General features: G+C 68.8%; 25 protein-coding genes and 1 tRNA gene. 12 read left to right on the top strand and 14 right to left on the bottom strand.

The window, feature by feature from the left end:
* Positions 1-4: 4 nt before the first annotated feature.
* The 7 genes from A6A27_RS40850 (at position 5) to A6A27_RS40820 (ending at position 7,244) form a co-directional block, all read left to right on the top strand.
* Positions 5-2,218, top strand: a complete 2,214-nt coding sequence (locus A6A27_RS40850; protein ID WP_198940670.1) for a GGDEF domain-containing protein — start codon at positions 5-7, stop codon at positions 2,216-2,218.
* A gap of 9 nt (positions 2,219-2,227) precedes the next feature.
* Positions 2,228-3,223: a UTP--glucose-1-phosphate uridylyltransferase gene (locus A6A27_RS40845; protein WP_073840004.1), complete on the top strand. Its 996-nt coding sequence runs from the start codon at positions 2,228-2,230 to the stop codon at positions 3,221-3,223.
* On the top strand, positions 3,220-4,533 hold the full coding sequence (locus A6A27_RS40840; RefSeq protein ID WP_073840003.1) for a molybdopterin molybdotransferase MoeA: 1,314 nt from the start codon (positions 3,220-3,222) through the stop codon (positions 4,531-4,533). The genes A6A27_RS40845 and A6A27_RS40840 overlap by 4 nt, the downstream gene beginning before the upstream one ends.
* 88 nt (positions 4,534-4,621) lie before the next feature.
* On the top strand, positions 4,622-5,230 hold the full coding sequence (locus A6A27_RS40835) for a GNAT family N-acetyltransferase (protein ID WP_443190044.1): 609 nt from the start codon (positions 4,622-4,624) through the stop codon (positions 5,228-5,230).
* A 180-nt stretch (positions 5,231-5,410) separates the two neighbouring features.
* Positions 5,411-6,205 carry a divisome protein SepX/GlpR gene (gene sepX, locus A6A27_RS40830; RefSeq protein WP_198940674.1) on the top strand — a complete coding sequence of 265 codons (795 nt, stop codon included), beginning with the start codon at positions 5,411-5,413 and terminating at the stop codon, positions 6,203-6,205.
* A gap of 223 nt (positions 6,206-6,428) precedes the next feature.
* Positions 6,429-6,986: a dihydrofolate reductase family protein gene (locus A6A27_RS40825; RefSeq protein ID WP_073840001.1), complete on the top strand. Its 558-nt coding sequence runs from the start codon at positions 6,429-6,431 to the stop codon at positions 6,984-6,986.
* 181 nt (positions 6,987-7,167) lie between these two features.
* A tRNA-Ala gene (locus A6A27_RS40820) sits at positions 7,168-7,244 on the top strand.
* A gap of 62 nt (positions 7,245-7,306) precedes the next feature.
* On the opposite strand, the gene A6A27_RS40815 is transcribed toward A6A27_RS40820, so the two are convergent.
* Positions 7,307-8,563 carry a tyrosine-type recombinase/integrase gene (locus A6A27_RS40815; RefSeq protein ID WP_083673258.1) on the bottom strand — a complete coding sequence of 419 codons (1,257 nt, stop codon included), beginning with the start codon at positions 8,561-8,563 and terminating at the stop codon, positions 7,307-7,309.
* On the bottom strand, positions 8,553-8,750 hold the full coding sequence (locus tag A6A27_RS40810; RefSeq protein ID WP_073840000.1) for a helix-turn-helix transcriptional regulator: 198 nt from the start codon (positions 8,748-8,750) through the stop codon (positions 8,553-8,555). The genes A6A27_RS40815 and A6A27_RS40810 overlap by 11 nt, the downstream gene beginning before the upstream one ends.
* Here A6A27_RS40810 and A6A27_RS40805 point away from each other — a divergent pair.
* Positions 8,737-8,967: a hypothetical protein gene (locus A6A27_RS40805; protein ID WP_143194440.1), complete on the top strand. Its 231-nt coding sequence runs from the start codon at positions 8,737-8,739 to the stop codon at positions 8,965-8,967. The two genes, A6A27_RS40810 and A6A27_RS40805, sit on opposite strands and share 14 nt — an antisense overlap.
* Positions 8,968-9,047: 80 nt before the next feature.
* Here the strand turns inward: A6A27_RS40805 and A6A27_RS40800 are convergent, their stop codons facing one another.
* The 9 genes from A6A27_RS40800 to A6A27_RS40760 all read right to left on the bottom strand — a co-directional run bounded on the left by A6A27_RS40800 (position 9,048) and on the right by A6A27_RS40760 (position 16,446).
* Positions 9,048-10,646 carry a replication initiator gene (locus A6A27_RS40800; protein ID WP_073839998.1) on the bottom strand — a complete coding sequence of 533 codons (1,599 nt, stop codon included), beginning with the start codon at positions 10,644-10,646 and terminating at the stop codon, positions 9,048-9,050.
* A complete protein-coding gene (locus A6A27_RS46705; protein WP_241825702.1) occupies positions 10,643-11,530 on the bottom strand; it encodes a hypothetical protein in 888 nt (295 codons plus the stop codon). Before A6A27_RS46705 ends, A6A27_RS40800 begins: the two co-directional genes overlap by 4 nt.
* Positions 11,527-11,874, bottom strand: a complete 348-nt coding sequence (locus A6A27_RS40790) for an RRQRL motif-containing zinc-binding protein (protein WP_073840090.1) — start codon at positions 11,872-11,874, stop codon at positions 11,527-11,529. The genes A6A27_RS46705 and A6A27_RS40790 overlap by 4 nt, the downstream gene beginning before the upstream one ends.
* 776 nt (positions 11,875-12,650) lie before the next feature.
* Positions 12,651-13,373, bottom strand: a complete 723-nt coding sequence (locus A6A27_RS40785) for a GGDEF domain-containing protein (RefSeq protein WP_073839996.1) — start codon at positions 13,371-13,373, stop codon at positions 12,651-12,653.
* Positions 13,370-13,783 (bottom strand): DUF6197 family protein, encoded by a 414-nt coding sequence (locus tag A6A27_RS40780; protein WP_073839995.1) that lies wholly within the window; start codon positions 13,781-13,783, stop codon positions 13,370-13,372. Before A6A27_RS40780 ends, A6A27_RS40785 begins: the two co-directional genes overlap by 4 nt.
* Before the next feature lie 89 nt (positions 13,784-13,872).
* Positions 13,873-14,058: a hypothetical protein gene (locus A6A27_RS40775; RefSeq protein WP_073839994.1), complete on the bottom strand. Its 186-nt coding sequence runs from the start codon at positions 14,056-14,058 to the stop codon at positions 13,873-13,875.
* Positions 14,055-14,945, bottom strand: coding sequence for an FtsK/SpoIIIE domain-containing protein (locus A6A27_RS40770; protein ID WP_073839993.1), 891 nt, complete (start codon positions 14,943-14,945; stop codon positions 14,055-14,057). Before A6A27_RS40770 ends, A6A27_RS40775 begins: the two co-directional genes overlap by 4 nt.
* Positions 14,946-15,058: 113 nt before the next feature.
* Positions 15,059-15,991: a hypothetical protein gene (locus A6A27_RS40765; RefSeq protein WP_073839992.1), complete on the bottom strand. Its 933-nt coding sequence runs from the start codon at positions 15,989-15,991 to the stop codon at positions 15,059-15,061.
* A gap of 125 nt (positions 15,992-16,116) precedes the next feature.
* On the bottom strand, positions 16,117-16,446 hold the full coding sequence (locus A6A27_RS40760) for a hypothetical protein (protein ID WP_073839991.1): 330 nt from the start codon (positions 16,444-16,446) through the stop codon (positions 16,117-16,119).
* Between the two features lie 198 nt (positions 16,447-16,644).
* Here A6A27_RS40760 and A6A27_RS40755 point away from each other — a divergent pair, with 198 nt between their 5' ends.
* Together A6A27_RS40755 and A6A27_RS40750 are read left to right on the top strand one after the other, a co-directional pair.
* Positions 16,645-17,394 carry a helix-turn-helix domain-containing protein gene (locus A6A27_RS40755; RefSeq protein WP_073839990.1) on the top strand — a complete coding sequence of 250 codons (750 nt, stop codon included), beginning with the start codon at positions 16,645-16,647 and terminating at the stop codon, positions 17,392-17,394.
* A 26-nt stretch (positions 17,395-17,420) separates the two neighbouring features.
* Positions 17,421-17,891: an NUDIX hydrolase gene (locus tag A6A27_RS40750; RefSeq protein ID WP_073839989.1), complete on the top strand. Its 471-nt coding sequence runs from the start codon at positions 17,421-17,423 to the stop codon at positions 17,889-17,891.
* Here the strand turns inward: A6A27_RS40750 and A6A27_RS40745 are convergent.
* Positions 17,879-18,433 (bottom strand): HD domain-containing protein, encoded by a 555-nt coding sequence (locus tag A6A27_RS40745; protein WP_073839988.1) that lies wholly within the window; start codon positions 18,431-18,433, stop codon positions 17,879-17,881. The genes A6A27_RS40750 and A6A27_RS40745 overlap by 13 nt on opposite strands.
* A gap of 166 nt (positions 18,434-18,599) precedes the next feature.
* On the opposite strand from A6A27_RS40745, the gene A6A27_RS44015 reads away from it, so the two are divergent.
* Positions 18,600-19,847, top strand: a complete 1,248-nt coding sequence (locus A6A27_RS44015) for a PIN domain-containing protein (protein ID WP_143194439.1) — start codon at positions 18,600-18,602, stop codon at positions 19,845-19,847.
* A gap of 1,038 nt (positions 19,848-20,885) precedes the next feature.
* Here the strand turns inward: A6A27_RS44015 and A6A27_RS44005 are convergent.
* Complete coding sequence (locus tag A6A27_RS44005) at positions 20,886-22,073, bottom strand: hypothetical protein (protein WP_143194438.1); 1,188 nt, start codon at positions 22,071-22,073, stop codon at positions 20,886-20,888.
* 377 nt (positions 22,074-22,450) lie between these two features.
* Complete coding sequence (locus A6A27_RS40725) at positions 22,451-22,639, bottom strand: hypothetical protein (protein WP_073839984.1); 189 nt, start codon at positions 22,637-22,639, stop codon at positions 22,451-22,453.
* Between the two features lie 175 nt (positions 22,640-22,814).
* Between A6A27_RS40725 and A6A27_RS40720 the strand changes: the two genes are divergently transcribed.
* On the top strand, positions 22,815-24,248 hold the full coding sequence (locus tag A6A27_RS40720; RefSeq protein ID WP_083673257.1) for a vanadium-dependent haloperoxidase: 1,434 nt from the start codon (positions 22,815-22,817) through the stop codon (positions 24,246-24,248).
* Positions 24,249-24,310 lie beyond the last annotated feature (62 nt).

Genomic DNA, 24,310 nt, shown 5'->3' with positions numbered 1-24,310 from the left:
AAGCTTGACGCTACGCGGGCGGTTGACGGCGGCCTTCCTCGCGGTGGTGCTCGGCCCCGTCCTGCTCGGCGCCTTCTTCGTCGGGGCCACGATGGCAGCGGTCGATGACAGCCGCGCCGCCGAGCGGCTGGGCCTGGCCGCCGCCGGGGTGCGTACCTCGGTGGACGCCCTCTGCCAGCAGTTGCGCGCCGCGGCCGACGCGGTCGCGCTGGTCACCGACCCCGCCGCCCGCCACCGCGCGGCCGACCAGGTGGTGGGCCGCGGCCTGGCCGCCGCCGTGCTGACCATCGACAGCGCCGGCACGACCAGCTACGCCACCCCCGGCGGTCCGGCGCGGCCCTGGCAGGAGTGCTCCAGCGAGCCGCCCGCCGCCGGCTCGGTCCGCGCCCTCGCCGCCGAGGTCCAGCTCCGTGACCCGGCCGGCGCCGACCTGGGCACGGTCACCGCCGCGCAGCCCGTCGACCCGGCCTTCGTCGCGCGGCTCGCCGCGGTGACCGGGGTCGCGGTCACCCTCCTCGACGATCCCGCCGGCACCGACCCGGTCACCCTCACCACCGAGACCCGGGAGGTACGCGCCGCGGTGCTCGCCGCCGCCCGCACGGTCGACGGGGACCGGGTCACGGAGACCGTCGACGGGCGGTACGTGCGCCGGGTCGGCCCGTCCCCGGGGCAGCCGCTGCCGCTGGTGCTCTCGGTGCCCGGGGAGCGCCCGCCGGGCCTGCACGTCGCCCTGGTCGGCGCGGTGGTGCTGGCCGCCCTGCTGGCCGTGCTGGCCGCCTGGCGGCTGGCCCGGGTGACCACGCGGCCCCTGATGGAGCTGGCCGGCGCGGTGGACCGGGTCGCGCACGGCGACCTGACCGCCCGGGTGCCGGTACGCAGCCGGGACGAGATCGGGCGGCTGGCCGGCGTGTTCAACCGGATGACCCGGGAGACCGGCAGCTATGTGGCTGCCCTGACCAGCAGCCGGGACCAGTTGCGCGGGCACCTGGCGGTGCTCGGCGACACCCTGGCCAGCACCCACGACCTGCAACGCATCCTGCGGGTGATCCTGCACAGCGCGATCGCCGCGACCGGCGCCCGGGCCGGTGCGGTGCTGCTGCTCGACGGCGACGGCGTGCTCGTCGGCCAGTGCGTCGAGGGGCTGGACGGGCGCCGGCCCGGCGACGACGGGTCCGACCCGGCGACGCTGCGGGTGCCGGCCGGCACGGGGGTGGTCGGCACGGTGGCCGCGACCGGGGAGCCGCTGTGTGGCCGGTGGGAGCCGGCGGACCCGCCGACCGGGGAACCGACCTGCGAGACGTACATCGCGGTGCCCTTCGCCGCGCCCGGGGCGGCGGAGCTGGCCGGGCGCGGCGACCCGGACCGGCCCGGGCACCCGCCGGCCGACGACGACGCGGCTCCGGCGGGTTCCGCCGCGCTCGGCGTGCTGGCCCTGTACGACCGGCTGGGGGCCGAGGAGTTCGCCGAGGACGATCTGGTCACCCTGCGGACCTTTGCGGCCCACGCGGCGGTGGCGGTGGAGAACGTCCGGGTGCACGAGGAGACCCAGCGGCTCTCCCTGACCGACCCGCTCACCGGGTTGTGGAACTACCGCTACCTGCGCGAGTCGATCCGGCGGGAGGTGGAACGGGCCAACCGGTTCGGCCGGATGCTCAGCGTCCTCGCGCTCGACCTGGACCGGTTCAAGGACGTCAACGACACCTGGGGGCACGCCGCCGGGGACGCCGTCCTGGTGGAGTTCGCCCGCCGGGTACGCGGCGAGATCCGCGAGGTGGACCTGGCGTTTCGGCAGGGCGGCGAGGAGTTCGTGGTGCTGCTGCCGGAGACGGACGCCCGGGGCGCGACCATCGTCGCCGAGCGGCTCGGCGCGGTGGTCCGGGACCAGCCGGTGCCGGTGGACGGGCACGGCGGCGAGCCGGTCCGGGTGGCGGTGACCGTCTCCATCGGCATCGCCGTCTACCCCGACCACGCCGCCGGCGGGCAGCAGGTGCTCGACGCCGCCGACGATGCCCTCTACGCGGCCAAGGCGGCAGGCCGGGACGGCTACCGGCTGGCCCAGCCGTCCGACCCGCCATCCACCCGGGAGATCCCCGTGGTGGTCGCCGCGGTCAGCCCGCCCGACGGACTGCCCCGGGCCGGCACCCCGGACACCTCGGGCGGAGGGCAGGGCGGCGCGTCTTCCGGTCCTCACCCGCCGCGGCAGAGCCGTGGCCGATAGTCTCGCGACATGTCGGAGCACTCAGCGAACCCCTCAGCGGCCGCCGCGACCGGTCGCCCCCGTGCGGTCAAGGCCGTGATCCCGGCGGCCGGCCTGGCCACCCGGTTCCTGCCGGCCACCAAGGCGGTCCCGAAGGAGCTGCTGCCGGTCGTGGACCGGCCGGTGTTGCAGTACATCGTCGAGGAGGCCACCCAGGCCGGGCTCAACGACGTGCTACTGATCACCGGGCGCGGCAAGACCGCCATGGTGGACCACTTCGACCGCCGGCCCGACCTGGAGGAGCGGCTGGCGAACAAGCCCGAACTGCTGGCCGCCGTCAAGCGCACCGAGGACCTGGCCGAGATCTACACCTGCCGGCAGCCCGAGCAGCTCGGCCTCGGCCACGCCGTCGGGTACGCCGAGTCCCACGTCGGCGACCAGCCCTTCGCGGTGCTGCTCGGCGACGAGTTCGTCAAGATGGACGAGCCGCTGCTGCCGGCCATGCTGGAGCTTCAGGCCCGCACCGGCGGCATCGTGCTGGCGTTCTTCGAGGTCGACCCGGCCGAGACCAAGCGGTACGGCATCGCCTCGGTCGAGCCGGCCGAGCCGGAGTACAACGACATCGCCGACATCGTCAAGGTCACCGGCATGGTGGAGAAGCCCAAGCCAGAGGACGCCCCGAGCAACCTCGCCGTCCTCGGCCGGTACGTGCTCCCGGGGCGGATCTTCGACGCGATCCGGCGTACCGAGCCGGGCAGCGGCGGGGAGATCCAGCTGACCGACGCGATGGAGATCCTGCGCACCGAGGGGGTGCCGGTGCACGCCATCGTCTACCGGGGCACCCGCTACGACACCGGCATGCCGCTCGGCTATCTCCAGACCGTCGTCCAGATCGCCGCCGAGCGGGAGGACCTGGGCGCCGAGTTCCGCAAGTGGCTGGCCGAGTTCGTCAACCAGGGCGACGAGACAGTCACCTCGGCGATCCTGGACCGGGTGCGCGACGCGTCGGGCGGTCCCAATACATGACCGCGACGGCCGACGCCGAGGCGGCCGCGAACGAGCTGACGCCGCTCGCCGACTACCTGGGCAGCGTGCTGCGCAGGTTACGCGCGCTGCCTCCGCTCGACCTCGACCTCACCCAGGCGTACGGCAACGTCCTCGCCGAGGATGTTGTCGCGCCGCACTCGTTCCCCGCCTTCGACCAGGCGGCGGTGGACGGGTACGCCGCGCGCTGGGAGGACATCTCCGGAGGAAGCCGGGGGCCCGGCTACGTCCCGGCCCCCTCCGGTACGCGTGGTGGGCGCAGCATCCGGCTGAACGTGGTCGGCGACCTGGGCGCGGCGAGCTGGCGGCCGGTCCGGCTGACCCCCGGCTCGTGTTTCTCGGTGGCGGCCGGTGCGCCGCTGCCCATCGGCGCCGACGTGGTGGTCCCGGTGGAGTGGACCGACCAGGGCATGGCCGCCGTGGAGATCTTCCGCGCCCCCAAGCGCGGGTACGGCGTCCGCCGCGCCGGTGAAGAACTGCCCGCCGGCACCCTGCTCGCCCGCGCCGGCACGTACGTCTCGCCGGCCCTGGTCGCCGTCTTCGCCGCCACCGGCATCGGGCACGTGGTGGTCCGGCCCAGCCCGCGGGTGGTCATCGTGGCCACCGGCGACGAACTGGTCGACGTCGGCCGGGGCAGCCAGCCCGGCCAGGTGGTGGACACCAACTCGCACGCGCTGACCGCCGCCGCGGCCGAGGCGGGCGCGCTCGCGTACCGGGTGGGGATCTGCGACGACGACCCGGAAGGGCTGCGCGGCCTGCTGGAGGACCAGACCCTGCGGGCCGACCTGATCATCACCACCGGCGGCACCGGCACCGGCCCCGGCGACATGGTCCGCCGGATCCTGTCCCGTCGCGAGGGCGGCCGCGCCGGACCGGTGACCTTCACAGAGGTGGCCCTCTATCCCGGAACGGCCCTCGGATTCGGTACGGTCGGCGCCGAGGAGGTGCCGGTGGTCTGTCTTCCCGGTGAGCCCGGCGCGGCGCTGATCGGATTCGAGGTGCTGGCCCGCCCGGCCATCCAGCTGCTCGCCGGCGCCGAGCCGGTGTTCCGGCCGAGCGTCCGGGCCCACCTGCTGGAGACGGTCTCGTCCCCGGCTGGACTGCGCGAGTTCCGCCCCGCGCACGTGGCCGAGCGGCGCGGCGGCGGCTACACGGTCCAGCCGCTGGCCGGCGGGCCGTTCACCCTCTCCGGCCTGGCCGAGGCGAACGGCCTGCTGGTCCTCGGCGAGCGGGTCACCACCGCCGCCGCGGGCTCCACGGTGGACGTCCTCCTGCTGGATCGCCGTAGGTGAGCGCGAGGAGTGAGCTTGCGAGCCCCGCGGTCGCGAGCGCAGGGCTAGCCCGGTGAGCCTGTTTCGGCGGGCACCCGGATGGCCGGCGGTGCTGGTGGACGGTCCGGTGGTGCTGCGGCCCTACCGGCGTTCCGACGCGGCCGCCTGGTCGGAGATCCGGCGCGCCAATCGGGCCTGGCTGTCCCCTTGGGAGTCCCACCTGCCGGGAAGCTGGGACGAGATGAACTCGCCGGCCGCGTTCCGCCTGGTCCATACCGACCAGCGCCGTTCGGCGCGGATCGGCGAGGGCATGCCGTTCGCGGTCTGCCTGCGCGAGGACGGGCAGGAGCGGCTGGTCGGCCACCTCAACGTGGGCAGCATCGTGCGCCGCGCGTTCTGCTCCGGCTACGTCGGCTACTGGGTGGACTCCCGGGTGGCCGGTCGCGGCGTGATCCCCACGGCGGTGGCGCTGGCCGTGGACCACGCGTTCGGGCCCGGCGGGCTGCACCGGATCGAGGTGAACATCCGGCCGGAGAACCGGCCGTCCCGGCGGGTGGTGGAGAAGCTGGGCTTCCGCGAGGAGGCGTACCACGTCCGCTACATGCACATCGACGGCGCCTGGCGGGACCACATCGGATACGCGATGACCAGCGAGGAAGTGGCGGCCGAGGGCGGGCTGCTGGTCCGCTGGCACCGCGTACGTGACAGCCGCGGGTGAAGCGTCCCACCCGGCGCGCCCGGCGCGGCGCACGGTCAACTCGGTCGGCGGCCCGTAACCTCAAGTAACTGCAAGCTGTGGGCAAGCGCGGCGGGCCTCGCACGATCTGCGTCGTGAACGACGTACGGCGGAACAAGGTGCGGTCGAGTGGCGCTCGCCTCGAATCTGGTGACGGGAGGGGTGAGGGTGCCGACCTCGGTGCTCCTCGCCGTCCTCGCCGCCGCCGGCCTGCTCGCCCTCGCGCCGGCGCTGGTCCGTCGGTACGACGCCACCGAGCGGTTGGTGGCGGAGCGGGCGCAGTCGACGGCGCGGGTGCTCCAGCGCCGCCGGCGGCAGCGCACCGTGCCCGGGCGGCGGCCCATCCACCCGCCCCGACACCTCATCGTCACCCTCAGCGAGAACGTCGACACGGGGAGTCTGACCAAGCCGGTCTCCGCGCCGCCCGCTCCGCGCCGGTCGAGCCGGCTCCGGTCGGTGCCGCCCGCCCCGGCCAAGTCCCGCCGGCGGCACCCCCCGAAGCGCCGCCGGCACACCCCGGCGATCTACCGCCGGCGCCGGGTGCTGGCCGCGCTGCTGCTGCTCAACTTCGTCGAGCTGATCGGCGTGGTGGCGGTCGGCCCCGGGTTCTGGATCAGCTTCGCGGTGACCGGCACCCTGCTCGTGACGTACGTCGTACACCTGCGGAAGCTCGCCCTGGCCGACCAGCGACGGCGGCGCCGGGAGGCCCGGGAGGCAGCCTGGCTGGCCGCCCGCCAGGCCGAGGTACGCCGCGAGCAGGCGAGGCGCGCCGCGGCCCGCAGGGAGGCGCAGCGGCGCCTGGCCGCCCAGCGCGAGGCGGTCCGGCGTACGGCGATGGGGCTGGACCGACCGGCGGACCTGCCGCCGGCGGCCAGCGGCGGCTCGGTCTCCTACCGGCGGGCGGGCGGCCTCCGCGGCCGCGCCTACGAGGCCGGCCGCGGCTCCCACAGCGCCTGATCCCTCTTGACGCCACTTCGGCGACGCTGCTCGGCCCCACTTCGGGGCGATGGTTGGTCCCACTTCGGGGGCGTTGCGGTATCCGGGTGACCGGGACGCCGCAACTTCCCCGAGCTGGAGCGGAAAATCTTGGACCGGGTTGTCGAATCCGGCGGGGGTCGTCCGACGGGATGGTGAAGGCCGGCGCAGGGCCGGCCGCCACCGACGCACAGGAGCGCACATCATGGCCAAGATCGTGTCGAACTTCTTCATCTCGCTGGACGGCGTCGTGGAGCGGCCCGACCAGTGGCACTTCCCCTACTTCGACGACGACATGGGTGCCGCCGTCAGCCGTGGAGTGGATCAGGCGAGGGCGTTCCTGATGGGGCGCCGGCAGTACCAGGAGTGGGCGGAATACTGGCCGAACCACACCGGCGACGGCTTCGACGCCGACTTCGCGAACTTCATCAACTCGGTGCCGAAGTACGTGCTGTCCAACACGCTCACCGAGGCGACCTGGCAGAACTCGACCCTGCTGTCGGGGGACTCGTCGCAGGTCGCCGCCCGGCTGCGGGAGATCAAGCAGCAGACCGACGGGGAGATCGCCATGTCGGGCAGCCCCACCACCGTCCGATGGCTGCTGGCCAACGGACTGCTGGACGAGCTGCGACTGCTGGTCCACCCGATCGCCGTGGGGCGCGGGCAGCGGCTGTTCGAGGAGACGCCGACGTACCCGCTGCGGCTGGTGAGCCAGGAGACGTTCAAGAGCGGAGTGCTGAACCTGTCGTACGCCCCGGCCTAGCTCGCCCCTCGCGGCCCGGTGGCTTGGAGATCTTGGTAGGTTTCGGCCCTCTGGGGGCCTTTTCCTGCCAAGATCTCCTCCTCCGGTGGGGCGATTCGCACCGGAGGTCGGTGACCTGTTAGCCTTGTCGCCGGCCCGCCCGGTGCAAGCCGGGTGGGACCGACGCTGGTACGCCAGCGGAGGGGCTGTGGCGCAGACCGGTAGCGCACCTCGTTCGCATCGAGGGGGTCAGGGGTTCAAATCCCCTCAGCTCCACCAGTAACACCGTTGAGCAGCGGAAACGCTGCCAGCAAGATCAGCGGGTACATATCCGGTACAAATCAGCGCGGATCTTGGTTTTCCCGGGAGCGCTGCCGCTTGGCGCTCGCGTCGCGAAGCGCGCTGCTGATGATGTTGCGGCGGCGGTCTTTCTTCGGCCACCAGTGGACGTAGGTCTCCAGGGTGATCCGCAGGCTGGAGTGACGTAGCGCGTTCTGCACATCGGTCGGGTCGGCACCCGAGGTGATCAGGCGAGTGGCGAAGTAGTGCCGCAGGGAGTGGAAGGTGCCTTCGTCGGGCCAGCCGGCCGCCTTGCGCCAGATCTGCCACAGATCGGACCACCGTTGGTCGTGGATCGGTCGGCCCTGGTCGTCGGTGAACAGCAGTGGCACCAAGCGCCGCTTGGGTTCCTTGCCGGGGTCTGGCGTGCCGGCGGTGATGTCGGGCAGGTCGACCAGGCCGGGCGGGTACTTGCGGACGTGTTCGGCGAAGACCGCCGCGACGTGATCGTCCAGGTCCACGTCACCGACTGAGCCGGCCTTCGGCGGGGCGAGGTAGAACCCGCCGTATGTGGCCTTGTGAAACCGCAGTTGCTGAACCACGTGGACTTCCTGATGTTCCGGGTCGACGCACCGGGTGCTGTCCTCCAGGCCGAGGACTTCGCCGAGTCTCATTCCCTCGCCGGCGCCCGCCCAGATGGCTGCCTGATATTCGTCCGGCACCACGTCGACCAGGGCGAGCACGTCGTCATCGGTCGGTACCCACTTCGGCGCGCGGGAGAATCCCCGCAGGATCGCGAAAAGTCGGATCGACTTGCACGGGTTATCGGGAATCACCTTGTCGGCTACGGCCGAGTTCATGATGTTGTTGAGCAGGTCGAAGTAGGTTTTGACCGACGATTGAGCGACGTTGTTCTGTAGCAGCTTGGCGACCCACTCCAGCACGTCCGTGACGTTGATCGCCCGAATCGGCCGGTGGCCGAAGTGCGGGTAGTGGTGGTGGCGTAGCCGGGACTCGATATGGCGCTGGTAGTCGAGCGCCTGTCCGATCTGGCGGGACAGCCGCCATCGTTCCGCGTAATCGTGGAAGGTCGTGCGCCGCTCGCCCTGGTCCACCTGAGTTTCCTCGACAGCGCCGCTGCTGGCCTTCTTGTCCCATGCGTCGGCATCGGCCTTGCGGTCGAAGAAGCGGGTTCGGGTGCGCCCGCCGGCATCTTCGTAGCGGCAGCGCCAGCGCTTCCCCCGGCCGTGGCGCTTCGACTTCACCCGCTCTCCGTCGGGGCCGCGCTTGCTGAGGTACCACAGGTCATCAACGGCCATCGTCGCCCCCTTGCTCGGTCAGCCAGGACCGGACGTCGGCCGGGTCGTAGCGGAGATGCCGGCCGACCTTGAAGGCGCGAGGGCCGGTGCGACGGGACCGCCACTGGTAGAGGGTGTCTACCGGAATGCGTAGGAACGCTGATACCTCCTCGATGGTCCAGAGCGGTTCAGTGGTGGTTATCGTCATCGGCTCTCCTTTCGCTGGCCGTGAGGTAGAGGCGGACATGTCCCGTCCGGCGTGCGGATCGGGTCTGAGTTCGGATCGCGACGCCAGGTCCGAGCAGTTGCCTTGCTTGCTGGGCGACTTCGGCGATGAGGACCTGGGCGTGAGCCGGGTCGGCGATGACCCGGACCTGAAGAAGTGGCACGGGGCGGGTGTCGGCCATCGTCTTTCCTTCCTGTAGTGGGTGGCCGGGGCGGCGCGTTCGCGTGTCCTCTATGGAGTTGTCAAAGAACAGGGATTGCAGGTGTTGACACGTACGTGTCAAGCGGCGGCGGGCTGGTCGGTGGTGGCGCGGTGGGTGGCCAGCTCGTCGGCCAGGGCGTCGAGGCCGGCTTGGTGTCGGGCGCGGGCCATGGCGGCGGCGGTGTTGGCGAGCAGGGCGTCTCCGGTGGTGATCCAGCCGGTGGCCTGGTAGCCGAGTTCGTAGATGACTCGCTCGGTCTGTTCGTCGTCCCAGGTGTGGGGGTAGCCCTCGGTGCGGCGCCAGATGGTGCGCTGCATTCGGATGAAGCCGAGGGTGGCGGAGAAGGCGCGGCTCTTGGTGGTGATGTGGCCGCCGTAGCCGAACTGGTGCGCCCACCGCCGCAGCCGCGCGTAGTCGGGGTGTTCCCCGAGGTCCCAGCAGGCTCGGATGAGCCGCCCGAGATGGGTGCCCGGGTCGCCGTGGACTTCCACGCTGAGGTCGTCGACGCGGCGCAGGTTCAACCCGGTCACTTCGGTGCTCTTGGTGACGTACTTGGCGATGTAGCCGGTGATCTGGGCGGGGTTGACATCACCGCCGGGGGCGTTGACGTGCTTGAGGTCCAGGCCCTTGTCGCCCCAGGCGATGTGCCAGCCATGCCCGTCGTTGGCCGGGTGCGGTGCCGACGTGTAGGCCGTCTTGACGAAGGCGGCTTCCACGGCGTCGGCGAACATCTGCCGGCTGATCACGGACGGGGGTGGGACGATCGCGCCGGGGCAATCGGGGTTGTGGCCATCGAGGCGGATCAGCGCGTGGTAGTGGATGACGCCACGTACCTGGAACTCGTAGACCTTGATGTAGCGGCGGCGCAGCTCGACACCGTGAGCGCGGCCGAGCCGGCGTAGCTCCCGGTCGACCTGTTGGATGGTGCGGCGCCACAGTTCGGGTGCTTCGTGGTTCCACACGACCTGGCCGGCGTGGTCGTAGCAGTCCAGGCACAACGGCTGTCCCAAGTGCGCGTCGCCGGCCTTGTGCCGCTGCCCACAGCGCATGTCGACGCCGTGGGGGCAAGCCCGCCCGAACGGGTGGCACACCGACGGCCGGCAGGTGCAGCCGTCCTTCTTGCGGCAGTCCACGGCGTGGACCTTCACGACCCGGTGGTGGACCGGCCCGAAGGAGGGGGCGGTGGCGGTGAGGAAGATGGCCAGGTGCTCGTGCAGTGGCGGAAGTCCCCAGCGGTCGCCTTGTAGTCCGGCCTTGATGAGGTGGAAGGTGTCGCGGCGGTAGACCTCAGCGCAGGACGGGCAGACCGACGCCCGGCGGTTGCCGCAGGGGGTGTAGATCGCGCCGTCGGGCATGTCCTCGGTGTCGATGGTGGCCATGCGGTTGCCGTCGGCGTCGTTGACGTGGATCTGCCCGGCCAGCCGGATGGGGTGCTTGCAGGCGGAGGCGGCACGGACGTGGCTGAGCCATTCCGGGTAGTCGGGGTCCTGGGCACGGTCGCGGCCGGAGGCGACGGTGCGGGGGTCGTGGCCGCGTACCCAGCCGTCGGCGGCTAGGTCGCGGGGTCCGGTGGTGGGGGCAGCCCAGGGCCAGTAGCCGGTGTCTGCGTCGGCGTAGGCTCCCGTGCCCGAAACCGTCGTGGTTTCGGGCGCGAGAGGCAGCGTCGAGGAGGTCACGCGGTGGCTCCGACGGCGGTGCCGTTGTGCTGGTGCTTGTTGATGGTCGGGTTGGTGTTGGTCAGGGCCGTCAGGATGTCGGCGGCCGTGTTGGTGGGTACGCGCAGCCGCACGGCGAGTTGGCCGGCGGTGATGGGCTCACCGTGGGCCTTCTCGTGGGCCGTGGCGACGATCCGGGCGTTGGACAGCAGCGCCGGAGCAGGCGCAGCCGGCGTCGTGACGGTCGGGGTGACCGCCGGTACGGCTGGCGGTGTCACCGGGGCCGGGGTGTCCTCGGTCGCGGTGGTTTTCGGTGCTGCGATCGCGGGGGTGGTCTTCTTCGCCTGGGTGGGTTCAACCAGGGTGGGTGCGTCGTTGGTGGGTGCGGGTTCGGTGGCCGTGAGGGTCGCGGCGGCCGGGCGGACCAGCGGCGAGACCGGAATGTCGGATGACGGGGCCTCGGCGGTGGTGGCCGGCGCGGGTGCCGGGACAGGGTTGGTGGGCCGGGTCGCGGTGAAGACGAGCTTGGACAGGGCGAAGAAGGCCAGCGCGGGCAGCGCGGAGACCATCCAGCCGAAGACGGTCGGCTTGGCGACGGCCAACTGTGCGGTCAGCGACAGTCCGACGGCGGCGACGAGCAGGAACATCGGGTAGCCGATGTGGCCGCCGGTCTTGCGGCGGCGGATGATGACGATCATTGCGGCGATCGGGATGAGTTCGGTGATGACCGCGTTGGCCCAGCCGAACCAGTCGGCGGTGTCGGCGGGGCTGTTGCTGATGGTCCAGTCGTGGACGTGGTTGAAGGAGGCAGCGCCAGCCATAGCACCGACGAGCAGCACGATGAGGACCAGGACGCCGTCCTGGAGGCGTGCGGTGATCGAGAGCTTGGGCATGGGTGCAGTCATCGGGTCACCTCAGAGATGCAGTCGAGGCAGGAGCCGGTGCGGCGGGGGATGTAGTAGGGCTTGACCTGGCCGCAGGTGGGGCAGGTACGCCGGGCGGTGAGCGCCTTGTCGATGGCGGCGCGTTGCGCCGGGGTGGCGGTCCGCTTGGGCACCGCCAGGTCGAGTCGGAAGAGGTAGGCGACGCGCTTACCGCGGCGCCAGAGGATCTGCGCGGCGGGGTCCTGGCCGCCGGGACGCAGCTCGCGGGCGCGGAGCTGACGGCGGGTCAGCAGCCCGTCGGGGGCGAACTTGAATGGATAGGTCGGCAGGCCGTAGCGCTCGCCGGTGGGGTCGTAGAAGACCATCGAGTCGTCGTCCTCCGGGTCGTCGCCGTCGGCCTGGTCCCCGTCGCCGTTGCCGGCGGGGCCGGTGGCGAAGGTGGGGTGTTCGTAGGTGTCGCGGTCGATGTCCTCGGGCAGGAACGCGGCACCGCAGACGGCGCAGACGATCGGGCCTTCCTCGAAGGCCGTAGCGGAGATACGCAGCTTGCGGGGGCACTCGCACTCGCACGAGACGCCGTTGTTGTTGTTCGTGCGCTGCTTGCCTTCCCCGGTCGGTTCGGGGTGGCGGTAGAAGCGCAGCGCCTCGGACAGGTCAGCGATGACCGTCCGGTAGCGGGCGCGGGTGAGGTCGGTCAGGGTGCAGGGCGAGTAGCCGAGCTTGTCGTCCTTGGTGGCGGACAAGCCGAGTTCGGCGGCCAGGGTGGCGAACTTCTTGTTGTGCCAGCGGCCCTGCCGCGAGGTGTCTTGGATGCCCCGCACGTCGGCCAGGGCGTGAGTTGCTTCGTGCAGCAGCGTGGTGAAGACGGCCTCGGGCTCGCGGGACAGGCCCTCACCGGAGATGAGGATTTCGGGGACCTGTGCGTCCCCGGCCTGCCAGCGCAGCGCGGCGAAGTGGCCCCACTTCATGCCCTGGTTGGGCTTGGTGGGGGAGCCGGAGCCGACGACGATCACCGCCGCCGGGACTTCCGGGTGCCGGTCGCGGATGGTGGCCCAGGCGGATTCGAGGACGCTGATGAGCGCGGCGGTGGAGATGTCGTTTTGACACGTACGTGTCACGTCGGTGATGTCGATGGCGGTGGTCATGCGGCCCTCCAGGCGGTGTGGGCGGCGGCGAGAGGACTGGTGGGACGGGCCAGGTCACGGGGCCGGTCGGTCGCCCGCAGGTCGGCGGGGGTGTCGGTGGTGTCCGTGAAGACGGCGGTCGTCCGGCGGTTCGCGCGGGCGGCGTACATGGCGAGGTCAGCGCGGTGCAGCCACACGGCGGCGGGGTGGCCGGGGTCGGCCGGGACCGCGCCGAGGGTCGCGCCGACAGCCAGGTGTCGGCCGTCGTAGGTGACCGCAGTGGTCAGCCGGGTGTGGATGTGGGTGAGCCAGTCGGCCAGCCAGGTGGTGGCGTCGTCGTGACGCCGGGCGGGGCCGGTGGTGATGACAGCGAATTCGTCACCGCCGAGGCGGGCGGCGAGGCCGGCTGGGCCGGCGATGCCGGTCAGCCGGTTGGCGACGACGGTGAGGATGTGGTCCCCGGCGTCGTGGCCGTGGGTGTCGTTGACCTTCTTGAAGCCCACGAGGTCGACCAGGACGACAGCGACCGGGCGACCGGTCGTGTGGGCGGTGGTGATCAGGGTGTCGGCGGCGGCCGAGAGGCCGGCGCGGTTGTGGATGCCGGTCAGCGGGTCGTGGCTGGCGGCGTGCCGCACGGTGGCGAGTTCAGCCCGCAGGCTGTGGCGGGCGGTGAGGTAGCCGGCGGTCGCGGCGGCGCTGATGGCCGTCGCGGTGACCAGGGCGCGGGTTCGGGGAGTCATCGGGCACCGCCGTGGGTGCGGTCGTAGTCGTCGGCGGCGGCGCGCAGGGTGGTGATGACCTGCTCAGCGGTGCGCCAAGGGTCGTCGTTCCAGTCCAACGGGTCGTCGTAGCCGGTGTCCCCGTTGACGTCGAGGAAGTCGGACAGAGCGTCGAGAGCGCGGGTGTAGTCGCGGACGCCGGGCTTGGCCTTGTAGTCGTGCGGAAGCCAGATGCAGCGGCCGTGAGCGGCCATACCGATCGCGCCGGCAGCGCAGGCCGGCGGGAAGGGGGTGTCGTGGGTGACGCGGTAGTAGACGCCTCGCGTCCAGCCGTGCAGTTCGAGGTAGCGGGCGGCGCAGCGGAGGGTGTCGGCCGGGGTCAGGTCGGCCAGCGCGCCGGGAGTGTGGGGCTGTTTTTGGGTAGGGTTCATGGCGGCCACGTCCTTTCGTGGGCGTTGGTTGGTGGCCGGCAGATCGGGGAGCTTCCTAGGGCTTTGGTCCCGGTCTGTCGGCCGTTCCTCTATCGGTGGTGCAGGTGGAGCCGGAGGAACACCCGCTGCCGGCCGTCGTCGGCGCGGGTGGGTGCGGATCGGAAGACGAGAGCGCCCGCGTGGTGGGCGATGGTGGTGAGTGCGGCGATGTCCTCGCCGGTGCCGACGAGCACCAGGTCTAGGACCCGGGTCGGCACAGCGGTCGTGGTGTTCATGCCGCCGCCTTGATGTCGGTGGTGGCGTGCCGCTCGGCGGTGGTGGTGAGGCCGCTTTGCCGGCGGGTCCAGGCTGCGTAGTCGGCGACGCGGATGATGTCGGCGTCGGTCATGTAGGCGGCCTTGACCAGGGCCGGGATGCCGCCTTCGGAGATGAGGTAGCCGGCGCCCTGGTTGTTGGGGTCGATGGTGTTGGAGGAGAAGCCGCGGGCGGCCCAGCCGTGCCCGAGCACGATGTCGCTCGACACGTCGGTGGTGCAGCGGCCGGCGAAGCGCCAGGCGAAGATGTCCCGCAGCGAGGTCGGGATGATGTCCGAGGATGGTCGCTGCGTGGCGGCGGCGACGATGATGCCGACGGCGCGGCCACGGGCCACGATGTCGCGCAGCAGGGCGGCGAACAGTTCCTGGTCCTTCTTGTCCCCGGCGGTGGCGGAGAAGTAGGCGATCTCGTCGCAGGCGACGAGGATCTGACCGAACAGGTCGTTCGGGCCGATCTTCCGGCGACGCCGAGCCTTGAGGAACGTGTAGCGGTTGTCCATCACCGTCTGCGCACGGCGCAGGGTGCGGATGGCGTGGTTGAGGTCTGGGCCGACGAACACGTCGCAGGCGTCCTCCCACAACCCGAGTTCGACCTGCTTGCCATCCAGCAGGCACAGCCGCACGTCCGGGCACAGGGCGGCGTGACCGACGATCGTGTTCAACAGCGAGGACTTGCCCGCGCCGGGCTCGCCGCCGATGAGGATGTTTCGGTAGATCATCGGCAGGTAGACCGGCTGGCCGAACTCGTCGATGCCGAGGAAGACGGGGTCGAAGATGGACAGGCCAGCGCCGACCGGCACCGTGTCCGGCGAGGTGGTGGGTAGTTCGATGGTGTCGGTGAGGTCCATGGCGGGCTCCCGGGGTCGGTTGACACGTACGTGTCAAAGGCGGGTGGGGGAGGGAAGGGCGCGGACGCCTGGCCCCGTGAGGGGTGCTTGGTCCGCGCCGTCCCGGTGGTTGGTTAGGCGTAGTCGGAGGGGTCGAACCCGTCGCTCGGGCTCGTGGTGGTGGTGGGGTTGCGCGGTTTGCGCGGCCGGGGGGTGTCGGTCGGTGCGGTGACCGGCTCGTCCGGCACGTCGGGCAGGTCGAGGCCGACAGGCGGCATGCCCGGTGAGGTGGGAGCGTTGGCCGGCACGTCGGTGGGGACGTAGTCCGGCAGCGGAGACAGAACCTTGGCCGCCAGTGGTTCGCGGCGGGTGATGTCTACGCGGATCAGCGCCGCGTACTTGCGGGAGGCGCGCATGACGCGGACCTCGTTGGCCCAGCACGCCACGGCGAGCTTCTGCACCTGGCCGTCCTGTTCCAGGTCGCGCAGGGACAGGCCAGGCCGCAGCCACACCCAGACTCGTTCGCCGGCCGGGGTCGGCCGGGCGAGCAGGATCAGCGGCAGCGAACCGGAGCGGTTGGTGGCGATGAACGCCGCGAAGCACATCCGCAGCCGATGCCGCACGACCAGACACCAGATCCAGGCGACGATCCGTCGCCGGACCGGGCCGATCGCGGCGGGGACGCCGACGACCAGGGCGACGATGAGCAGCGACCCCCACAGCGGGGTGGACTGCATCAGCGCGTTCCAGCCGTAGACGGCGACCAGGCCGAGCACGATCTCGGTCAGCCAGTGCCAGAAGACGCGCAGGACCGGCCACGCCACGATCAGCGCGAACACGACCGCGCCGACCGCGACACCGATGACGCCGCCGAGAAGGGCGCCCAGGATGGGGTGCAGGTAGTGCGAGGCCACCGTGGCGGCCAGGAGGCCGACCACGCCGAGGGTGACCCAGAAGGCGATGGTGGCCCGACGACGGTAGGAGCGGGCGACCGGGGCTTCGATGACAGTGACGTTGCCCCCACGGTTCGACCAGCCGAACGGGGACCGCGACGTAGACTTGGACACGACAAGTCCTCCCTAGGTAGGGACCGGAGTTGTTGGGGCAGGACGCGGGGTCGCAGACGACGCCAATCAACGGCGACCCCGGGTCCACCACTTGACTTCTGTGGAGCCGATCGACACGCCCGCCGCTAGGCGGCGGTGTCCAGCGGGTTCAGGGCCGAGGCCCGGAACGCCACACCCGAACGGACCTTGCCGTCCCGGTCGTTGACCCAGGGCAGTGCCTCCAGGTCCATCGGAACGACCGGCTGACGGACGGTCACCGGCGGCATCACCGGGTTGACTACCGTCACGTTGATGACCTCCGCGCTCCCCTCGGAGAGGGCGTAGAGGTGCACCGTCCACATCGGGTTCTTCGTCTCCCGGTCGAACTTCTGCTGACCGTTCTGGTCCAGCTTCGGCACCGGGTTCACCGACACCTCGTACGACACCCGCGAGGTGTCCAGCAGCAGACGTCCCATGACTGACTCCTTCGACTAGTGAGCTGAGCCCGTATCGGCGGGCCAAGTGCGTCCTCTCTGGACGGCAGCTCGTGTGGAATCAGGATGCGTCGATCGATAGTGACGAGTTCACCACGAGACATGGACGACTAGGGACGTCCTTGGTAGAGTTAGTCGTCCCTCCAATTCGTCCCCATCGTTCAACGAGCAGGAGTCGAGATGACGAACGACCGCCTACGCAGCGGGATGCTCAAGAAGGGCTTGACGCCGGCAACGCTCGCCGACCAGCTGGGCGTCGATCCGAAGACCGTGGAGCGGTGGGTCACGCAGAGCCGGAACCCGTATCCGCGTTACCGCCACTCCATCGCCGAGCTGCTGGGCGAGAGCGAGTCGTACCTCTGGCCGGACGCCCTGCCGACGCAGCGAGCGGTGCAGGTCAGCCAGTCCGAGGTCGTCCACATCTACCCGCGCCGCGGGGCCGTGCCAACCGACCTCTGGCAGCAGCTCTTGGAGAAGGCCACCCGACAGGTCGGCGTCCTGGTCTACGGCGGGTTGTTCCTGCCTGAGTTCAACCACCGATGGGTGCCGACGCTACGCGAGAAGGCGCTGGCCGGGGCCCAGGTCGAGCTGCTATTCGGCGACCCTGAGGGCAAGCACATCGCCGAGCGCGGGGACGACGAGGGCATCGGCCCGGCCATGTCCAGCAAGATCCTGAACGCGCTGGCCTTCTACAAGGACCTGCGGGACCTGGATAACGTGGGGATCTACTACCACGACACGATCCTCTACAACTCCATCTACCGCTTTGACGACGAGATGCTGGTCAACACCCACCTCTACGGCACGCCGGCCGCCTACGCCCCGGTGCTGCACCTACGCCGCATCGGCGGCGGGGAGTTGTTCGACAACTACGTTGCAAGCTTCAAGCAGGTGCTCGGGAAGAAGCGGGCCGTCTGGCCTGAGCACTGAGCCGCCGGCGGTGAGAGGCTAGAGGCATGGCCCGGATCGAGCACTTCAACAACCCGAATGCCCCGAAGCCGAACAGCATCGTCGTAGCAGTGACCGTGTTCGTCCAGGACGAGCAGGGACGGGTACTGCTCATCCAGCGGACCGACAACGGCCTCTGGGCGCTTCCCGGCGGAGCCCAGGACTTCGGCGAGTACATCGCCGAGACGGCCGTGCGGGAGACGCGTGAGGAGAGCGGGGTCGAGGTCGAGGTGACCGGCGTCGTCGGGATCTATACCAACCCGAACCACGTCGTGGAGTACAGCGACGGCGAGGTCCGGCAGCAGTTCTCGATCTGCTTCCGTGGCCGGTACATCGGCGGCCAACCGACGACCAGCGATGAGTCGTCGGCGGTGAAGTGGGTGGCCAGAGGCGAACTCGACGACCTCTCGATCCATCCATCAATGCGGCTGCGTATCGATCACGGATTCGAGCAGCTAAATGCGCCCTACATAGGTTGAGCTGTTAGGCGGCTCTCCGTCCGTTGTATCGCTTCGAGAAGAGGCACTTCTGCCTTCTCCCAAAACCGCGTCACGAGGTCGTTCGGCCCGTAGCGTTCCCGGATCTCCGCGAGCCGTTGCTCGACAGTGAGATCCTGTCCGTCGGGCCCCGTCGTCATATCCGCGTACCAAAGGGCGTCTGAGGTTGCTGATTCCTCGCGCGGGAATTCGAATGCAAGCACCTCGCCGAGCCCTCGCTCGTCGGCCTCATAGGAGGCGCACGAATGGTGAGCCACCAAGCTGGCCAGGCGCCTACTGAAACCCTCTCTTAGTAGCCAACGTGCACCGTCAAGTGCGTGGAAACCTGTGTCAGCTATCCGTGGAGAATATCCGATGTCGTGAAGCCAAGCCGACGCAGCAAGAATGTCCGCATCAACGTCTGGTAAGACTCCAAGGGTCTGGGCCTTCAGCCCCACCGCCCTTACATGACGCCAGCGCCGAGGCAGTGCCTCGCGCAGGTGCTCCTCGGCGGTCGCCGCCGCTTGCTGGACCAAGGCGCTCACTCTTGCATCGTACGGACGTCATGTCCTCGTGGCTACCCGTCGAAGTACGCGACTTCCCCCGTGCCTTTTTCCTCTTTTGCCCTCGTAAATCCACGCCCCCACGAGTCCGAACATGCTGCTACTGTCCTAAGTCACACACCGGATCACGATTCGGGAGCGGAACGTAATGCCTAGCTTCAGCACCAACTTCACGGGGCACCTTGTTCCCGATCAGGCTACTGTGGCGGACGCCATGAAAACGGGCCTTGTCGTGCTCGACACAAACGTGTTGTTAGGTGCTTACCGATTCGCCTCGAAGGCTCGCGAGGAACTGCTCTCCGCATTGGAGCAAGTGCGCGATAGGCTTTGGATTCCACATCAGGTGGCGTACGAGTTCCACAAAAACCGGTTCAATGTCATCGCCGAGCATGACGCGGCATACAGGTCTTTGCTTGACACTCTTCAAGAACACCGGAAGGTAATCGAGTCGGAGTTGGAGAGTAAGATTCGCGAGCTATCCAATAGAGTTGCCCTAGCGGATAAGGAGCGAGAGCGGCTGTTGAGCATGGCCCGGCAGGGGTTAAATCCTCTACACAAGGCAGTTGAAGCTCTGCACAAATCACACGGCCTTGTAGAGCCCGCAGGCATTGACCTAGTTTTGCAGCGCCTAGAACTGATCTTTGAGGAGCGGGTGGGTGAACCCTATGGCCAGGAAGAACTCGCAAAGGCGAAGGAAGAAGCTCAACGGCGAATAGCCGAAGGAATTCCGCCCGGATACAAGGACGCTAACAAGGCTGACGGCAGCGGTGACTACCTCGTGTGGGTTCAGACGCTTGACGAAGTGTCGCGGCAGCAACCCAAGTACGTCGTTTTTGTAACAGCGGACACCAAAGACGATTGGTACTTGAGAGTTAAGGGTAAAACGATAATTGGCAGGCCGGAATTGGCCGATGAGTGCTCCGAGAAGAGCGGGGCGCGTCTCGTTGTGATGCCCACCAAGTCCTTTCTTCGGTACGCTCGCGAACATCTAGACGCGGACGTCAGTGCCGAGACGCTGCAACAGGCCGCAAAGGTGGCGGCACAACCGGAGTATGCGGTGCCCAAAAAGCTGTTGCAGGACATGCGAGATAACGCGGAAGCGAGAAAGAGGGAGTTGCTCATTCAGGTGGATATGGCCGAGGATCTTTATCAGCGAGCGTATCAGCGCTTAGCGGAGGTGGAATCCCGATTTGCGGCCAGAGCGAAGGGCAAGAACCTCCCGACGGGCGATGAGCTGGAGTCGATGGAGCGTGAGATTGAGCGGGCGCGTGCCAACCTCAACCGAATGACCACATTGCGACAAAGGACACGCGAGAACTTGGACGAAGCAGAGGTGGTCCTTGCCCAGACGGCTCATGCGATCCGCTCTGCCGAAGAGGGCTCGAACCAGCGCTGATGCTGTAAATGCCATCATCTGTTCCTTAGTCTGTTTGTTCGCTGCTGTTTGTTCGCTCGTGTGAGAACTTTCTGTACGAGATCAAGTGCGGCCGGCGCTGCCGGCCGCTCGCGCCGCCGAACCTGGGCCGGCCCCAACGGGGCCGCCGCTCGGGGACCCCGCGCCCCTTAGCGCAAGCGCACGGGGCGCACCCCGGCGGTTGCAGCCCGCCGGCGGCGCGACATACGACGAAGCCCCGGGCCGCCATGGTTGATGGCAGGTCCGGGGCTTCCGTTGTTTCGAGACACGGGCAGTGCCTCCGGCGGGGTCCTCGGGCACTCCGGGATGGTTGGCGCCATCCCGACAGCCTCCGTCCGGGCGAAGCCGAGTGGGTAGGGCCTGCCCGGTCAAGGTCGTTCAGCCGCTGGGTGCTCCACCTTGACCGGGCAGGCCCTACCCACTCCACGGTGTGCGGACGAAGGCCGACGGGATGGCTAGCAGGCCGAGCAAGGAGAAAGGCAACGAGCGCGGGCAGGAACTCAGACAGCAACCATGCCAGCCCGTCGATCCGTCGGGAGTGAACCAGTTCCGGGGCTACGCCCGCACAGATCAGGTGGGAGGGTGTTCACCCGTCAATAGTGGTCCTGGTCGGCGGTGAGTACCGGCAGCCGTGTGCGTTGGTAGCCGACCTCAGAGTCTTTGCGATCCGTTCGACCTGGCCCCTCGTGAAGCCGCGAAAGTCGATATAGGCATGAGCCTTCGGTGTTTCAGGCTTCGCGGAGTCGTCTACTACACGGGTACCAGCCTGCACGACCTCGCCGACACGAACGCCCCATGTGCCAGCAGAAGAGTGCTCGTATTGCTCGAAGGCTTCCTCCGCGGTTACCGACTGCCGACTCACCGAGAGCTTGCCCTCATCCTTAGGAGTGGGTTTGAAGGCTTGACTCGACGGCTGCCCGTCCGACAGGAACTGCGGGTGAACCTGTCTCCAAACAAACTCAGCAGCGTCCTCCACTAGAAGTTCGTCGTCGTCCAGCCGAACTGAGGGGCCGGGTTGAGTCATACGGTCACACCGCCGAGGAGAATGTTGGTGAGGGATTCTTCGTCTAGCGATTTGTACATCCGCTCGCGGAAGTCGTCCGTCGACGTATCAACTTGGACGACGTATGCGCTCAGGTCTGGGTGGATTTCAATGCTGTACTCGTGTGTTCCGCTCGTCCACTCCAGCTGCACTCCGCCCTCCGGGGTGGGATAGATGCGCACCGGCGGGTGGATTGGAGCAGCGAGCACCAGGGCGAGCCGACGGAGACGGGCTAGCACCTCTTGTGCCGGGGGCTCTCCTTCACCATCCAGCCATCCCGGCTCCAACGATTCGAGCTCATCGACCCGACGCATTACCTTAGCTGCGGGATCGCTTTGACGCGGGATCCGCCGCAGCGGTACGTCTTCCGCTTCGCCTTCGAGGCCGAACGTATCCGATGCTTCGTCGGCCTCGTCCGCGTATCCTGCTTCCGTGACCTCCATTCGAACGACTTTATCGATCCTATCGAGGACCGCTTCGCCGCTAACTCTAACTGCTGGCCCCGCCCCATCAGGTAGCAGCGCGTTACGAATGAACGGGAATAGTTCGGACTCGAAATGGCACCGGACCACGTTGTTAGTAAACGTGCGAAGGTTGAAGGCTGAGTCTTCGGCGTCTATTTCAACGATCCGACCCGCGAGGGTCGCATTGACGCGATAAGTGCTTGACTGAGACAACAGCAGACGGCGCCGAACGTTGGCGGTGTAGACCGCACCCCGCTCGTGTCCGGGCTCTCGCAGCTCGATGGAATCGCCAGGCAGCAGGCTTCGTCCGAATCTGTTGAAGTACCCGACAACATCCTCTGGAAAGTCCGGCGGGAGGGTGTCCTCACTTGCGACGGATGAGATCGCCGTCTCTATCAGACGGCGGGCGACTACGAACTCGTCCTCCTTCGGGAAAAATCCCTCAGCCTCGGTATCAATTCGTTCGAGTACCGGTACTGAGCTGCCCTCCTCCACCCGCCTCAAGCGCAGACGCAGTCGCTCAACAAATCCCTTCGGGACACGTTGCCTGCCGCGATGATTGCGGAGGAACAAGGCCTTCGCCACCTCGACGAGAAGCTCTCTGTATGCCACAAGCTCCGAGAGGGCTTCCACGGGCATGCCAGGGTGATCGAACCGCTGTCCTTTCATGCGCAGCTCGACGAAGGGTGCGGGCTCGGTCACACCCCGACTCTACTGCGCGTGCACCAGCCATGGGGTCCTCCTGCATCGGCATGCCCGATCTGTGCCCAACCGGCCCGTCGGCCCTGGCTGTCAGGCGGACCGGAAGGTGAACAACGGACGATGGCTAGGCAAGATCATCGGGTACAGATCCACTACAACTGAGAGCGACCAGCGGTGACAGGCGTTGGCAAGGGTCGGCAGGCTCCGTCCTGGTCGGAGCGCCGATCGGTCCGGTTGATGATGTTCACCCACTACGGTGGGTGTAAGGGGTTCAAATCCCCTCAGCTCCACCCCAGCTCAAAGGCCGTTTCCCGTGGTGGGAGACGGCCTTTTTCGATCTTGTACAGCAGCGAAGTCCAGCAGCTCAACGGAACTGTTCACCCGGCGCCGATGAGACGGCGCATGGAGGCGGCGAAGTCGGGGTGGCGAAGGGTGATCCTGACGTCCAGGGCGATGATCGCCTGGCGCAGCTCGACCGAGCCGATCTTGCTGATGTGGGCCCTTGCCGGAGCGTCGCCCGGCCGACTCGTAGCTGGTCGGGTCAGGCCGAATTGGCGGCCGGGCAACTGGCGCAGGCGAAATGGGACTGGGAGTTCTGTTCTTCCGCTCGGGCCGCCCTACTCTAGCTAGGCTTCGTTCAGTTGCCGCAGGTGATAGGCGTGTTGATGCCCACCGACACCAGCACGGCGCGGCCTGACGACCGAGACGATTCACATTGGCCTACCCCAATCAAAGCGGCCGATGGCCACGAACTACGGGGTAGAGGTGTACGCCATGAGCCACCAATCGCCGTCTGCCAAGCTCATCTCCCGCCGCATTGTCCTGGCGGGCATTGGAGCCGCGGTCGTCGCGGGACGAGCTCCACGTGCCGTAGGGGCGACCGGCGATCGGCGTCCTGAGGACTTCGATGCGTCCGTTCCGCTCGCCTGGTTCGACCTTGCGCTGGCGCTGACGCGGACGACGCCTGGTTTCACGCCGCCGGTGGCGGCGCGCGCGTTGGGCCACGCCGGTGTGACGCTGTACGAGGCCGTCGTTCCAGGATCCCGGCAGTACCGATCGCTCGCCTGGCAGTGGCCGGGTCTACGTGGGCTGCCTCGTGACGAGCGGGGCGGCAACTGGCCGGTCGTAGCCAATGCCGCGCTCGCCGACATTCTGCGCTCGCTTTACGCCAACACGAGTGTGGCCAACCTAGCCGCGGTCGACGCATTGGAGGCCAAGCTCAGCGAGCATGCGCGCGGCCGCTCCTCCCATTCGGAAGTCGCCGCGTCGGCGCGGCGCGGTGCGCAGGTGGCGCGCGCGGTGTTCGACTGGTCTCGCGGGGACGGCGGCCACGAGGGCTATCTGCGCAACTTCCCGCCGGACTACGTGCCGCCCTCCGGCCCTGGGCTTTGGGTCCCCACCCCACCGGCGTTCCAGCCCGCGCTGCAGCCGAGATGGGGCGACAACCGCCCGCTGGTGCCGCTCGACTGCCGCAGTTGCGCACCCGACGATCCCACCCGCTACTCCGAGCAGCGGCAGTCTGCCTTCTTCGGAGAAGCGCGGGAGGTGTACGACGCGGTCAACAACCGCACGCCTGAGCAGGAGGCGATCGCACTCTTCTGGGCCGACGACCCCGGTGTGACGGCCAGCCCCCCAGGTCACTCGATCTCGGTAGCGACGCAGGTACTGCGCATCGAGGACGCCTCGCTGATGCTCGCCGCGGAAACTTATGCCAAGGTCGGCATGGCCGTGTGCGACGCATTCATCGCCTGCTGGAAGACGAAGTACATCTACAACCTGCTCCGCCCCGTCACGTACATCCAGCGGCTCATCGACCCGGCCTGGTTGCCGCTGCTGAACACGCCGCCCTTCCCGGAGTACACGTCGGGCCACTCGGTACAGTCCGCCGCCGCGTTCGGCGTGCTCGCGGACCTGTTCGGCGACTCGTACTCCTTCGACGATCACACGCACGACAACCGGGGACTCGCGCCGCGGCGTTTCGACTCGTTCACTGCGGCCGCTGAGGAGGCGGCGTTATCCCGGTTGTACGGCGGCATTCATTTCCGCCCGGCGATCGAGCGAGGGCTTACGCAGGGACGATGTGTCGCCGAGGCAGTCAACGGGCTGCCCGTGCGCCGCATAAAGCGGCACGGACGCCGGCTGGGCACCCCGGGGACGCGGCGCGATCGAGCGTAATGGCCGTGGGCGTCTCCGACGACCATCCGAACCGCGATCCCGCGACCCAGGAGGATATGGGA

Origin of the sequence: Micromonospora sp. CB01531, from assembly GCF_001905095.1 — a bacterium.
GTDB lineage: Bacteria > Actinomycetota > Actinomycetes > Mycobacteriales > Micromonosporaceae > Micromonospora.
This window is presented reverse-complemented; position numbering and strand designations above follow the sequence as displayed.